The sequence below is a fragment of the Nonomuraea sp. NPDC052129 genome (assembly GCF_040680095.1).
In the GTDB taxonomy this organism is placed as follows: Bacteria; Actinomycetota; Actinomycetes; order Streptosporangiales; family Streptosporangiaceae; genus Nonomuraea.
On record NZ_JBFAVX010000039.1, the window covers coordinates 93532 to 106740 of the forward strand.

Annotated in this window: 13 protein-coding genes; 6 read left to right on the top strand and 7 right to left on the bottom strand. The window is 70.7% G+C overall.

Features of this window, described 5'->3' with window-relative positions; genetic code table 11:
• Positions 1-31: 31 nt before the first annotated feature.
• Complete coding sequence (locus AB0L53_RS50175) at positions 32-1117, bottom strand: serine hydrolase domain-containing protein (RefSeq protein WP_364011183.1); 1086 nt, start codon at positions 1115-1117, stop codon at positions 32-34.
• A 117-nt stretch (positions 1118-1234) separates the two neighbouring features.
• Between AB0L53_RS50175 and AB0L53_RS50180 the strand changes: the two genes are divergently transcribed.
• Positions 1235-1891, top strand: coding sequence for a response regulator transcription factor (locus tag AB0L53_RS50180; RefSeq protein ID WP_364011186.1), 657 nt, complete (start codon positions 1235-1237; stop codon positions 1889-1891).
• 2 nt (positions 1892-1893) lie between these two features.
• Positions 1894-3144, top strand: a complete 1251-nt coding sequence (locus AB0L53_RS50185; protein WP_364011275.1) for an ATP-binding protein — start codon at positions 1894-1896, stop codon at positions 3142-3144.
• Here AB0L53_RS50185 and AB0L53_RS50190 read toward each other — a convergent pair.
• From AB0L53_RS50190 to AB0L53_RS50200, 3 genes are all read right to left on the bottom strand, one after another.
• Entirely contained in the window at positions 3122-4369 is a 1248-nt protein-coding gene (locus AB0L53_RS50190) for a serine hydrolase domain-containing protein (RefSeq protein WP_364011189.1), read from the bottom strand. The two genes, AB0L53_RS50185 and AB0L53_RS50190, sit on opposite strands and share 23 nt — an antisense overlap.
• A 164-nt stretch (positions 4370-4533) precedes the next feature.
• Complete coding sequence (locus AB0L53_RS50195; protein ID WP_364011192.1) at positions 4534-5133, bottom strand: DoxX family protein; 600 nt, start codon at positions 5131-5133, stop codon at positions 4534-4536.
• Positions 5134-5233: 100 nt separating this feature from the next.
• Positions 5234-5590 (bottom strand): VOC family protein, encoded by a 357-nt coding sequence (locus AB0L53_RS50200; RefSeq protein ID WP_364011195.1) that lies wholly within the window; start codon positions 5588-5590, stop codon positions 5234-5236.
• Between the two features lie 178 nt (positions 5591-5768).
• On the opposite strand from AB0L53_RS50200, the gene AB0L53_RS50205 reads away from it, so the two are divergent.
• On the top strand, positions 5769-8570 hold the full coding sequence (locus AB0L53_RS50205; RefSeq protein ID WP_364011198.1) for a LuxR C-terminal-related transcriptional regulator: 2802 nt from the start codon (positions 5769-5771) through the stop codon (positions 8568-8570).
• Between the two features lie 315 nt (positions 8571-8885).
• On the opposite strand, the gene AB0L53_RS50210 is transcribed toward AB0L53_RS50205, so the two are convergent.
• Together AB0L53_RS50210 and AB0L53_RS50215 are read right to left on the bottom strand one after the other, a co-directional pair.
• The gene (locus tag AB0L53_RS50210; protein WP_364011201.1) at positions 8886-9020 is read right to left on the bottom strand and encodes a hypothetical protein; all 135 of its coding nucleotides are present in this window, start codon (positions 9018-9020) and stop codon (positions 8886-8888) included.
• Positions 9017-9292: a hypothetical protein gene (locus AB0L53_RS50215; RefSeq protein WP_364011204.1), complete on the bottom strand. Its 276-nt coding sequence runs from the start codon at positions 9290-9292 to the stop codon at positions 9017-9019. The genes AB0L53_RS50210 and AB0L53_RS50215 overlap by 4 nt, the downstream gene beginning before the upstream one ends.
• 133 nt (positions 9293-9425) lie before the next feature.
• Between AB0L53_RS50215 and AB0L53_RS50220 the strand changes: the two genes are divergently transcribed.
• Genes AB0L53_RS50220 through AB0L53_RS50230 form a run of 3 tightly spaced genes read left to right on the top strand, consistent with a single transcriptional unit; the run spans position 9426 to position 11906 of the window.
• Positions 9426-10079, top strand: coding sequence for a VanZ family protein (locus AB0L53_RS50220; protein ID WP_364011207.1), 654 nt, complete (start codon positions 9426-9428; stop codon positions 10077-10079).
• A gap of 26 nt (positions 10080-10105) precedes the next feature.
• A complete protein-coding gene (locus AB0L53_RS50225; protein ID WP_364011210.1) occupies positions 10106-10801 on the top strand; it encodes a response regulator transcription factor in 696 nt (231 codons plus the stop codon).
• 10 nt (positions 10802-10811) lie between these two features.
• Positions 10812-11906: a HAMP domain-containing sensor histidine kinase gene (locus AB0L53_RS50230; protein WP_364011212.1), complete on the top strand. Its 1095-nt coding sequence runs from the start codon at positions 10812-10814 to the stop codon at positions 11904-11906.
• Between the two features lie 55 nt (positions 11907-11961).
• Here the strand turns inward: AB0L53_RS50230 and AB0L53_RS50235 are convergent, their stop codons facing one another.
• Positions 11962-13197 carry a hypothetical protein gene (locus AB0L53_RS50235; RefSeq protein ID WP_364011215.1) on the bottom strand — a complete coding sequence of 412 codons (1236 nt, stop codon included), beginning with the start codon at positions 13195-13197 and terminating at the stop codon, positions 11962-11964.
• Positions 13198-13209 lie beyond the last annotated feature (12 nt).

The following is a 13209-nucleotide window of genomic DNA, read 5'->3' on the forward strand; positions in this document are numbered from 1 at the left end:
TCAACGGCCTGCCGTCGGTGGATGGCGTCGGCTATTGGCCGGGGCAGAGGACGGCCTTCGCGGCCTGGGTGACGGCGTCACCGACGGCCATGGCCTGCTCGTTATCGATCTTCAGCGTGACGGCCACCGCGAACTGAGTCCGGCCGTCGGTCGAGGAGAAGGTGGTGGAGCTGATTCCGGGCATGCCGCCCGAGGCCGCGGAGACCGTTCCGCCGCACAGTTCGGGGAAGGGCCGTGGCATCTGTCGTTGCAGGTCCGCAGGCAGCAGCTTGCCCTGGTTGAGCGCGCGGTAGTAGGCGCTGACGTCGTGCGCGGTGGAGATCGCGCCTTCGGCGCCGATGGTGGCGTTGAGCCGGTCGACGTCGCGTGGCCTGCCCTTGGCGTCGGGGTAGTAGCCGTGTCCGTGCGGGCCCTTGATCTGGTCGGAGACCTTGGTGGCCAGATAGGTGTGCTTCATGCCGAGCGGGGCGAACAGCCGCCGCTTGAACTCGCCGGCCCGGTCGTGGCCGGTCAGCTTCTCGATGATCATGCCGAGGAGGACGTAGTTGGTGGTGGAGTAGAGGTACTGTCCCGGCTCGCCCTCGCGGGGGACGGTCCGTGCGGCCTTGACCAGGTCGATCGGCTTGTAGGAGGTGGTGAAGTCGAAGACGTCGAACTTCCCGCTCTCCATGAAGTCGGGAATGCCCGAGGTGTGACGGATCAGCTGCTGCACAGTGATCTCACGGGCCCGATCCACATAGTCGTGTTCGGCCATCTCGGGCAGGACGTCGCTGAGCTTGTCCTCCAGCTTGAGCTTGCCTTCCCCGACCAACTGCAGGATGACCGTGGCCTCCATGAGCTTGGTCTGGGACGCGATGCGGTAACGGGAACCCGGGGGGATGCGGCCGCCCTTGCCGTCGAGCAGCCGCGAACCCGCCGTACCCTGGGCCGCCCGTTTGCCGTCGACGTACACCTCGCCGATGACGCCCACCACGCCGGCGGTCTTCGCCACGTTCCCTATCGCCTGCTGGACGTCGCCCAGCGTGACCTTGTCGTCGGCGGTCGCGGGTGCTTGGACGCTCAACGCCAGCATGGCGGACGCCAGCGCGGTCATGCCGACCGTTCGTGCACGGCTCATTTCCGGTGATCCTCTCTACGAGACTTCGAGGGTGATCACATCTACCGGCCGACGCCTATCGGCGGGCGATCGGCGGACCATATGTCTTCCATATGCGGGCGTTGGGATACTGCCCGGATGCGTGTGCTCTTGGTCGAGGACGAGCGGCCCCTCGTCGGCTACATCCAGGCCGGGCTGCGTAAGCACGGCTTCACCGTCGACGTCGCCCTGGACGGCCAGAGCGCGCTGGACAAGTGCGAGATCACCCCGTACGAGGTCGTGGTCCTGGACCGGGACCTGCCCGTCGTGCACGGCGACGCGGTGTGCCGCCGGCTCGTCCAGCGGGGCGAGTCGCGGGTGCTGATGCTGACCGCGTCCGATGAGGTGGAGGACCGGGTCGGCGGGCTGATGCTGGGCGCGGACGACTACCTGGGCAAGCCGTTCGCGTTCTCCGAGCTGGTCGCCCGGGTGCACGCCCTGGTACGGCGCAGCGCACCGGCCCGCCCGCCGGTGCTGCGCGCCGCGGGAGTGGTCCTGGATCCGGCCCGGCGCGGCGCCGAGCGGGACGGGCGGCTGCTGCGTCTGACGCCCAAGGAGTTCGGCGTGCTGGAGCGGCTGCTGGCCGCCGGCGGTGACGTGGTCAGCGCGGAGACGTTGCTGGAGAAGGTGTGGGACGAGTACGCGGACCCGTTCACCAACGCGGTCCGGATCACCGTCGGCACGCTGCGCCGCAAGCTCGGCGACCCGCCGCTGATCGAGACCGTCATCGGCGCCGGCTACCGGATCAGCGGGTGAGGATGGTCCGGCTGACCGCGCGGGCCAGGCTCGCTCTATTGCAGACCGCCCTCGTACTGACCGCCGGCGCCGCGCTGACCGGGCTGACCTACCTGCTGATGCGGCGCCGCGCGCTCTTCACCTACCTGGACCCGACCGGCTCCGACCCACCGGAGGTCAAGGACCTGCACGCCGTTGTCGACCGGGTGCAGGCCGACACCCTGTCAGCGCTGCTGCCCCAGGCCGGTCTGGCGCTCGTCGTGGTGACCGCGCTGGCCGCCGTGCTGAGCTGGGCGGTGGCCGGACGGGTGCTGCGGCCGATCCGCGCGATCTCCTCCGCCGCCCGGCGCCTGTCGGCCGAGAACCTCACAGAGAGGGTCCCGGTCACCACCCCGGCCGACGAGCTGTCGGCGCTGGCGGGCACGGTCAACGACATGCTGGACCGCATCCAGCGCGGCATCGCCGAGCGCGACCGGATCCTGGACAGCCAGCGGCTGTTCACCGCCAACGCCGCCCACGAGCTGCGTACCCCGCTGACCACCGCCCGCGCCGCGATCGATGTCACCCTCGACGGACACCCCAGCCGCGCCGAGCTGCTCGCGATGGCCGGCGACGTACGCGAGGCCGTCGAGCACATGCGACGCGTCCTGAACGGGCTGCTGCTGCTGGCCCGCAGCCAAGCCGGCCTCGCGGCGCGGCAACCGGCCGACCTGACCGCCATCGCGGCCGCCGCCCTCGACGCCGTCCAAGCGCGAGCGGCAGCCGCCGGCATCACGGTACGGCCTCGGCTCCGGCCGGCACCGGTCACCGGCGAACCCGTCCTGCTGGAACGGATGATCGGCAACCTGGTCGACAACGCGATCCGCTACAACCGGGCGGGCGGCCACCTGGCCGTCGACACCGACACCGCGGGCGGACGCGCCGTCCTGCGGATCTCCAACACCGGCCGGCAGATCCCGCCCGAGGAGGCGGAGACACTACTGGAACCGTTCGTGCACGGACAAGGCACCCGCGTCCGCACCCACGGCCTGGGGCTGGGACTGACGATCGTCCGCGCGATCACCCTCGCCCACCAGGGACGCATCGCGGTCACCGCCCAGCCCCGGCGGCGGCCTCGACATCACCGTCGACCTCCCGCGCGACCCGACGGCGACGGCGGATCGGCCGGCACGATGACGCGATGCCGGGCTGGAAGCACGCATGGGTCACGAGCGGGCGGCCTGGGACGTCGGGTCGGGCCGTGGCCGCGCGTCAGCCGCCGCCTGGTGGGTTGACCGGCGCGCCGGTGACGGCCTCAGCCTCCCGCAGGCAGATGTCCAGTATTGGCGCGCCATCGCAGTTGCTGAGGATGACGCCGACCCAGCCGGTGTCCCGGTAGATGCTCCAGTTGGCGCCGATGCCACCGGCCCCGCCGCCGCGCCCGATCACCCACTGGCCGTTGATGATGCTGATCGGCATCGTGTACGCCCCGTAAGACGTGGGCTCCGGGCCGGGGAGCTTGGCCCCGGCGAACAAATCGGCGTAGGGCCGCTCCAGCACCGTGCCGTCGCGCAGCGCTTCGGCGAACCGGACCAGGTCCGGCGCGGTGGCGAAGCCGTCGCCCGAGGCGTGACCGATGAAAGCGCGGCCCGGATTCCTGCCTTGTGTGTTCGGGTCCAGGCTGCCCTTGTCCAGGTTGCGGACGGCGTCCACCAGGCTGCCGTCGGCTTGCAGCATGTACGGGTGCGCGATGTGCTTGTCGGTGAGCCACTGTTCCCTGGTGTAGAACGCCGAGCCGCTCATGCCGGAGCGCCCGAAGACATGCTTATGCACGTAGTCCCAGAACGTCATGCCGGACACCGCCTCCACGATCAGCGCCGCCATGGCCAGGCCGACGCCGCCGCCGGGAAGGTGGCCGTTGGACCCCGCGCCGGGGACCCCCACCAGCGTCGCCTGCCGGGCCCACTGCTCCTTGTACTCGTGCACCTCCTCCCGGCTGTGGAAGACGCGTTGCCAGTCCGGCATCGGGGCGTCCAGCCCGGAGGTGCTGGTGAGCAGGTGGTGGATGGTCACCTTCTCGGCGATCTCCTTGGGAAAGCCCGTCAGGTGTTCGCCCACCGGGTCCGACAGAGCCACCCTGCCCTGCTGCACCAACTGCAAGACGGCCACCGATAAGAAAGGCTGGCTCCCCGAAGAGAGGTTGAACGCTACGCCCTCGTGATTGCGAATCCCCTTCTCCTTGTCGGCCATGCCGTAGCTGCGGGACAGCACCGTCCGGCCCTGGTACGACAGCAGCACAACGCCGGAGAACTTGTCCTCGGCGGCCAGCTTCGCCACATACCGGTCGTAGGCCCCGCCGGGCCGGGTATCCGGTGGGATCCGATCGTCCCCGGACGGGTCGGCGTGGCTGGGCTGGGCGCCTACCAACGGCGCGCCGGCCGCCACCAAGCCGGCGGCGGCGAGCCCGCCCCATTTGACAAGCCGCCGCCGGTCGATGCCACCTACCGAATCGGAGTCCATGATCACAATCCTTCCCGGGTCGACAAACCTGGCGCTGACAGTGATGCGCTGTGGTCGATGCTCACTGAAGACGAATCGCTGTTGCTGTGGCGTATGCGATTTTCGATACGCCCGCGATACAGCGGCGCGTTCGCGTACACGGCAAGGACGACACGACGGAGGGATCAGAATTGGATGTTGGTCATCGTGTACCACGTCGGAACGAATGTCAGCAGGACCACTGCGCCAAGGACCGCGAACGACCTGAGTGCGCGTGAGGTGGTGAGGATCGCGGGCGCGACGGGCCTCAGTTTCCCTCGTCCGACCATGACGAACGCCGCGACGCCGCCCAGCAAGAGATTCGCGGGCACCAATGCGTATTCGCCGCGGATGATGTGAAAACCAGCCGCGAGGATCATCGTCAGTGTCAGGCCGGCGGCGGCGAGCGGTGTCAGCTTCGGTTTGACCCTCGCCATCGCCGGCAGGATCAGGCCGACGCCGCCCAGTACTTCACAGATCCCGATGAAGACGATCAGGGGCTGCGGCACTGCGGCGTACCAAGCCACGGCCCGGGGCGCTGCCGCATACAGGGCTCCGTCGTACAACAGCACTTTGCCGAAACCGCTGCCGGCGAAGAAGAAGCCGAACAACGCTTGAAGCGACCAGAGCGCGCCGTTGAGCGTGAACCTCATTCCGCGCCCCTTGGGCTGCTGCTCAATGTCCTTGACTCCGAGCGGGTTGTCGCTGACGTGCCGCTCGTACTGGCTGGTTTCGATGCTGGTCATGGCAAATCTCCCTGAGGACCCTGATGTACTCGATCTTGCGAGGGCGCTGACGGTCCTCTTCTCGCCGTGGGTGAGCGGGTGCTCGCGGCGACGTCGGCGTTCATCGGTCTTCAAGCAGTCCGAGGACGTTGCCGTCGGGGTCGGTGACGGTGGCCACCAGACGGCCGCCGCCGACGTCGTGCAGGGGCTCCCTCACGACGGCCCCCGCGGCGGTCACCTCGGCCAGCTTCGCCTCGAGGTCCGGCACGTGCCAGTAGACCACCGGCGAGGTCATGCCCTGGGGTCCACCGCCCGGCACCAGCCCGATGTGCTGGCCCTCGGCCTCGAAGCCGACGTAGTAGGACGAGTCGCTCTGTGGCGCGATACCGAGCAGGGCCGCGTACACCGCCTTGGCCTTCGCCAGGTCGGACACGGGGTGCAGCACGGTCTTGATGCCTTGGGTGGAAGAGCTGGTCATGGTCGCTCCTGTAGTCGTGGGTCATATCGACCCGCTGTGTGCGTGTGCACAGCTTCTCCTCCGGCCTGGCCGGTCCACATCCGTGGTGACCACGGAACCGCACACGGATCGACGACACGGATCGCGTACGGCGGCCATCACGGAGGGGAGCACGGAAGGGATGCGGCAAACTTGCACAGTGGTGACAGAAGTGGAGATCTCGCCTCGGGAAGCCGAGGTGCTGGAATTGGTCGGAGCCCATCTCAGCAACGCCGAGATCGCGGCACGGCTGTGCATCTCGGTACGTACGGTGGAGAGTCATGTCTCCTCGCTGCTGCGCAAACTGGAGGTGCCGGATCGGCGGGCGCTCGCCCAGCGCGCGCCCCAGCCGGCCGGTACGGGCCCGGCTCAACCGGCACCGGTGCTGCCGGACCCGCTGACCTCGTTCATCGGCCGGGTGAGTGAGCGGGCAGTGCTGAGCGAGAAGATCAAGACCTACCGCCAGGTGACCGCGCTCGGTCCCGGCGGAGTGGGCAAGACCCGGCTCGCGCTGGCGGTGGCCACGCAGGCGGCCGGCGATTACGGCGACGGGGTGTGGTTCGTCGACCTGGTCCCGGTCACCGATCCGGGCATGATCGCGACCGCGGTCGCCGGGGCGCTCGGCCTCGGTGAGCCGCCCGGCCGCGACATGACCGCGTCCGTGGTCGCCGCGCTGGCCGACCGCCATACTCTGCTGATCCTGGACAACTGCGAGCATGTGGTGGACGGGGTCGCGCTGTTCCTGGAGCGGCTGCTGGTGGCCTGCCCGCGCTTGACGGTGCTGGCGACCAGCCGGACGCGGCTGATGGTGCCGTTCGAACGGGTGTATCCGGTTCCGCCGCTGTCGCTGACCGTCGATGGCGGGTCGGACGCGGTCGCGCTGTTCATGGAACGGGCGGCGGCGGCCGGCCGGCCGCTCGACCCGCCGCCGCTCGACCAGGTCGTCTCGATCTGCGAGCGGCTGGACGGCATGGCGCTGGCGATCGAGCTGGCCGCCGCCCGGTATCCCGCGCTCGGGCTGGACGGAATCGCCGCCGCTCTGTCCCACCCGCTCCGGATGCTCACCGGCGGCTCCCGCGCCGACGAACGGCACCGTTCGGTACGCGCTGCGCTCGACTGGAGCCATGCCCTGCTGGAGCCGGCCGACCGGGCACTGCTGCGCCGGGTGTCGGTGTTCGTGGCGCCGTTCACCTCGGCCGCCGCGGCCGAGGTGACCGGGTCCGAGGAGGGCCTCGTCGCCGACGGGCTGGCCCGGCTGACCGAACAAAGCCTACTGACGGTGACGGCGTCCCCCGGCGGGACCGAGTACCGCGCGCTGGAGACCATCCGCCAGTACGGCATGGAGCGGCTCGCCGAGGCCGGCGAGCTGGTCGACGCTCGATCCCGGCACCTTCGCTGGTGCCTCACCAGGGCCGCCGGGCTGGAGGCGGTACAAGCAGACTGGCGGGCCCGTTTCGACCTGGTGGCCGACGACCTCCGCGCGGCCCTGGCGTGGGCGGCCGACCTGCCGGAGCAGCGCGCGGACGCGTACCAGCTCGCCCGGCACCTGGCGGAACTGACCTTCACCCGCAACCTCGTCGGAGAGTCCCAGCGGCACTATGAGCAGGCGGCCGCGCTCGCGACCGACCCCACCGCCACCGCGTCGTTGCTCCGGCAGGCCTCAGCCGTGGCGGGCTGCCGGACGATCGGTGATGACATGTACCGTCTGCGCCGCGCGGCCGCGGACGCCGCCCGCGCCGGCGGTGACACCGCCGGCGCCGCCTCGGACCTGGCGAGCGCCGCCACCATCGCATTCCGGTTCTCGCCCACGTTCTTGCGGCTCCCGCCCCGGGAGGAGGCGCTCGCGCTGATCGCCGAGGCGCGAGAGTCGGCCGGCGACGATCCGGCCGCGCAGGCCGCGGTCGCACTGGCCGAGGCCGCGGTGGTCGCTGACGCGTTCGGCGCCGCCCAAGGGCCGCCCGGCAATGCCGTACCGGAGACGATCGCGCGCGCCGAGCGCGCGGTCGAGCTCGCCCGCCGGACCGGCGACCCACTCGCCGAGTCGGCCGCACTCGACGCGCTCACCGGCGCTCAGAGCTGGGCCGGCGACACGTTCGCCCCCGCGACCACGGCCCGGCGCCGGATCACGATCCTGTCATCCCTGCCGATCACGCCGGCCGGCACCCACGAGCTGATCGACGCGCTCGGCATCGTCGCCGAGGCTGATCTCGGCACCGGGGATGTGCCAGGCGCCCGCCGATGGGCGCGCCAACTGGCCGACCACCCATCGCTGGCGGAGGCCGGTGACCGCGCCACGTGCCGGCTGCTGATGGTTGACGCGCTGGCGGGCAACGTCGACGAGGTGCTCACCGGCGGCGTCCGGTTCCTCGACGCGTGGCGGCGGGCAGGCAGCTCCGCCTGGTCGCTCCTTCGCCCGGCGGTGGCCGGGGTGGCGATGATCCACGGCCTCCGCGGTGATCAGGACGCCCGGCGCGAATGGCAGGAGATCCTGGATCAGCTCGACACCCCACCGGAGCGTGCTTACGGCTACGGGGCGGTCTTCGACGCGATACTTCTGCTGCACCGCGGTCAAGCACCCGAGGCGCTGGAGCGGATGGCCCCCGAGCCCAGGCAGGTGTGGAAGTGGGTCACCTGGATCTGGCACCACTGGTATGTCGCGCTGCGTGCCGAGGCCGCCGTGCTCGCCGGAACCCCCGACGCTCGCGACCGTGCGGCCGAGGCCCGGACCATCGTAGCCGGCAACCCCGTCTCCGCCGCCATCGTGGAGCGAGCCGAAGCCCTGCTCAACGGCGATCAAAAGGCACTGCTCGCCACAGCGGACGCGTTTGACGCGGCCGGCTGCCGCTACCAGTCCGCACGGACCATGGTGCTCGCCGGCGGCCGGCATGCCGAGCGCGGCGCGGCGCTGCTCGCCGACCTGGGCCTCGCCCCGATGGCCCCTGCCCCGGCACACCACTGGTGACCTCAGGAGGATGTAGTCGTCGCTCACCTCGTCGCTGAACAGCTGCAGGTTCCAGGCCAGCTGGCCGGCCGGGGAGTCGGCGAGCGCGTGCGCCAGGGTCTGCGGCTGCGTGGACTGGAGGCTGAGGTAGGAACCGACGTCGTTGTCATGCGCGCCGTAACGCGCGTAACCGAGCCGGCGCATCAGCTCCGCCCACGCCGCGGCGGCGCGGCGGCGACGCGGCGGCGGTTCCAGCCCGGCTCACGCGGTACGCCGGAGAACCCGAAGCGGGCACTGAGGGGATGACGAGGTGGAAGGCGTCGCTCAGCCGTTCGATCAGCGCAGGTGCCGGACGCGGTCGGCGGGCACGCCGCGGCCGGGCAGCGGGCGGGTGAAGCGGGTCGTGGCCAGCCGGGCGGCCAGGTCGTCCAGGCTCTCTTGCGCGATCTTCACCCGGTACGGGCGCATCATGACCGGGCCACCTCGTCCAGCACCCGAGCCAGCGACTCCGGTTCGGTGATCATCGGCCAGTGCCCGGCGTCCAGCGTGATCACCTCCAGGCCCGGCAGGCGCGGCGGGCCGCCCGGGTCACCTGTGCAGGCGATGTAGGTGCGGGGCAGTCGTTGTGCCGCGCTGAGGTCGGCCGGCGCCGGGTCCTGGTAGGTGCCGATCGGCTGACCGACGCCGCGCGCCCGCAGCCAGGCCCGGTGGTCAGCAGCGGCGCGAGGCGCTCCCAGGCCCATGATCGAGTCGGCCAGGCGTGTATCGCGGACGTATGGAAAATCGCATACGCCACCGCAACGGCCTTCCGGCTTCGATGGGGGCATGAACCACAGCGAATCCCGGTCAGCACCGTTGCGCCGTAGGCGCAGGATCGTGCTCCTGAGTCTGGCGATCCTCGGCCTGGCGTGCGCCGCGTTCGTGGTGCGGCGGCCGCTCATGATGTCCGCTCCGCGGTGCATGGCCGGGCGGTGGCACGGCTGCTTCGACACCGAGAACGGTGTGGTGCTCATGACGCTGGTCGCGCTGCCATTGGCCGCGCTGGTGGTGTGGGCTCTGGCGCGCCGCCGGTGTGCCGCCGGCGTCCGATCGGCGTGGCGGATGTCGCTGGCCGAGGTGGGGATGGTCTACGGGACGGTGCCGTTCGTATGGATGACCATGATGCCGGGTCCGGGGGCCGGCATCGTCCCCGGTCGGGTGAGCCTGGTTCCGCTGCGGGACCTGCTCACGATGGGATTTTTCGGGATCGGCGCCAACCTGCTGATCTTCGCGGCGCTGGGGTTCTTCGCGCCGATGCGTTTCGCGGCGCTGGCGTCCGTGCCACGAATCCTGGCGCTCGGGGCGAGCTGCTCGGTCCTGGTCGAAACCGCACAGTACGTCCTGCGGCTGGACCGGGTGTCCTCGGTGGATGACGTACTGGTCAACGCCGCCGGCGCCGCGCTGGCCGCGCTGGCCTCGCGCCACTGGTGGCGCATCACGACGGAGGTGCCGTCGGACCAGTCTCGCCTCGTGCCGGCACCGGCAGGCTGATTCCAGTGTGGTCATAGTCTTCAGGCATGCGCGTACTGATCGTCGAGGACGAACCCTACCTGGCAGAAGCCGTCCGTGACGGTCTGCGGCTGGAGGCGATCGCCGCCGACATCGCCGGCGACGGCGACACCGCGCTGGAACTGCTGGGCGTCAACGCCTACGACATCGTGGTCCTTGACCGCGACATCCCGGGCCCCTCCGGCGACGAGATCGCCACCCGCATCGTCGCCTCCGGCAGCGGCATGCCCATCCTCATGCTCACCGCTGCCGACCGGATCGACGACAAGGCCTCGGGATTCGAACTCGGCGCCGACGACTACCTCACGAAGCCCTTCGAGCTCCAAGAGCTTGTGCTCCGTATCAGGGCGCTCGACCGCAGGCGCGCCCACAGCAGGCCACCCGTGCGGGAGATCGCGGGTCTGCGTCTGGATCCGTTCCGCCGCGAGGTCTACCGCGACGGCCGCTACGTCGCGCTCACCCGGAAGCAGTTCGCCGTACTCGAGGTTCTCGTCGCCGCCGAAGGGGGTGTCGTCAGCGCCGAAGAACTCTTGGCGCGGGCATGGGACGAGAACGCGGACCCGTTCACCAACGCCGTGCGCATCACTGTTTCGGCACTGCGCAAACGGCTCGGCGAAGCCGGGATCATCGCGACGGTGGCCGGGGTCGGCTACCGCATCGACGCAGCAGCCGGCACCGCACGCGAGGGAGGAGGCCGTGAATAGGGCGCCTGGCTTGAGTGTCCGCCTCAAACTCACCCTCAGCTACGCCGGATTCCTCATGCTCGCGGGTGTCCTCCTACTTGCCACCGTGTGGGTGTTCCTCCTGCGCTACGTGCCCGACCCACCACGTGGAAGTCTCGGCCCCAACCCACTCGGATCCCACATACCACTCCTTCGAAATCCCACCCGCGACGACCTCCTGCAGGCCTTCGCTCCGCGGGCGGCCCAAGTGCTGGTGTTCCTGCTGGTGTTCGGGCTCGTGGGAGGGTGGATTCTCGCCGGCCGCATGCTCGCACCACTCACACAGATCACGGACGCGGCACGGATGGCCGCAAACGGGTCACTGTCCCACCGGATTCGCATGAAGGGCCGCCAGGACGAATTCCGTGAACACTCCGACGCGTTCGACTCGATGCTCGAACAACTCGAGTCACACGTCGCCGAGCAGCAGAGGTTCGCCGCGAACGCCTCCCACGAACTGCGTACCCCGCTGGCGATCTCGCGGACGATGCTCGACGTCGCCCGCAAGGATCCCACTCAGGACCGGGACCAACTCATCGAACGCCTGCACACCGCCAATACGCGGGCGATCGACCTTACCGAGGCCCTCCTGCTGCTCAGCCGCGGCGGCCGCGGAAATTTCACCCGCGTGAGCGTAGACCTCTCCCTCATCGCTGAAGAAGCCGCCGAAACGTTGCTCCCCCTCGCCGAACAGCGCCGGATCACGCTGGACGTCACCGGCGGGGCGGCCCAGACCAGCGGCTCCGCCGAGCTCCTGTCGCGGATGGTGACGAACCTTGTCCAGAACGCCATCGTCCACAACTTGCCCGCCGACGGCGCCGTGACGGTCCACACCGAGGCGCACGGCGACACCAGCGTGCTGCGGGTCGAGAACACGGGTCGCCCGCTCCCACCGGAACTCATACCGACCCTTATCCAACCTTTCCAGCGTGGAACGGAACGCGTACGCACCGACGAGCACGTCGGCGTCGGCCTCGGCCTGGCCATCGTGCACACCATCGTCCGCGCCCACGACGGGACCCTCGACCTCGCCCCCAGCCCCAACGGCGGTCTCTTGGTCACGGTCCGGCTTCCCGGCACGCCGTAGGATCGCGTTCGGGCCGGCGCCGTTCTTGGCGATCAGGTCGAGTGCGGGCCAGGCATCAGCCCGCGCGCAGCTCCGCCGCGACCGCCCGCTCCCGCAGCTGGGTGGCCTCCGCCCGAGCCGCCTCCAGCTGAACACGGGCGTCCTCCAGCCGAGCCCGCTCCAGCCGTAGTTCCCCCCGCAACCGATCCCGCTCCTCCACCGCACCCTCCGCCGTCTCGCGCGCCTGGGCGATCTCCGCGGCGGCCAGTTCCCGAGCCTTCGCCGCATCGTTCAGGGCGACGGCGCGGTCTCGTTGCGCCTCGGCCGCGGCACGTTCGGCCGTCTCCGCTCGGGCGACGGCCCGTTCCCGCTCCTGTCCGGCCGCCTCCGCCCTGGCCTCGGCCGCGGCCAAGTCCCGCTCGGCCAGCTGCCTGGCCCGCCTGGCTTCCGCCGCCTCCTCACGTGCGCGATCACTCTCCGCCCGCGCCGCCGCCGCCTCCTTCCGGGCCTGTTCGGCTCGCGCCTCCCCGTCCTTTTCCGCCCGTACGGCGCGGGCTTCGGCTTCCTTCCGCCCTTGTACGATCTGCGCCTGCGCCTCCTTCTCGGCGCGTACCACCCGAGCCTCTGCCGCTGTCTCAGCCCGTACGGCCTGCGCTTCCGCCTCAGCGGCCCGCCCATCGGCGGCCTCGACCCGCTCCGCCAGCTCCTGGAGCGCCTGATCCCTGGCCCGCTCGGTCAGCTCCGCCCGCCGTACCGCCTCATCGGCCTGCCGCTCGGCCAGATCGGCCCGGCGCCCGGCCTCCTCGGCCGACTGCAGGGCCTGCCGCTCGGTGCTGGCCGCCTCCCGCAACGCGGCCAGCGCCTGCTCGCGAGCCCGCTCACCGTCAGCCTGCGCCGTATCCCGCTCGGCCTCGGCCTCCTCCACGCGCAGCCGCATCACGCCGGCCTCCCTGCGCGCGTGCTCGGCGGCTTCTCGCGACAGCCGTACCTGCTCGAATGCCTGCTCCCGCTCGGTACGCGCGATGGCGACCCGCGTGTGCGCCTCAGCCTGTACGGCGCTCAGCTTCGCCTCGACGCCGGCCGGACTCAGTTCCTGGGCCAGCGCCCTGGCCAGCGGCTCGATGGCGGCGGCCAGCCCGTTCTCCATCCGGTCGTACAGCTGCTCGGCCCGCGCCAGCGCCCCCTCCAGCCCGGGGGTCGCGCGCCGCATCTCCCGCTCACGCTTGGCGGCGGCCTGGCAGTCGCCTTCCGGGCAGTACGCCTTGGGCCGCCCCCTCCCCCGCCGCTGCTCGATCGGGGCACCACAGTGCAAACACGGCGTAAC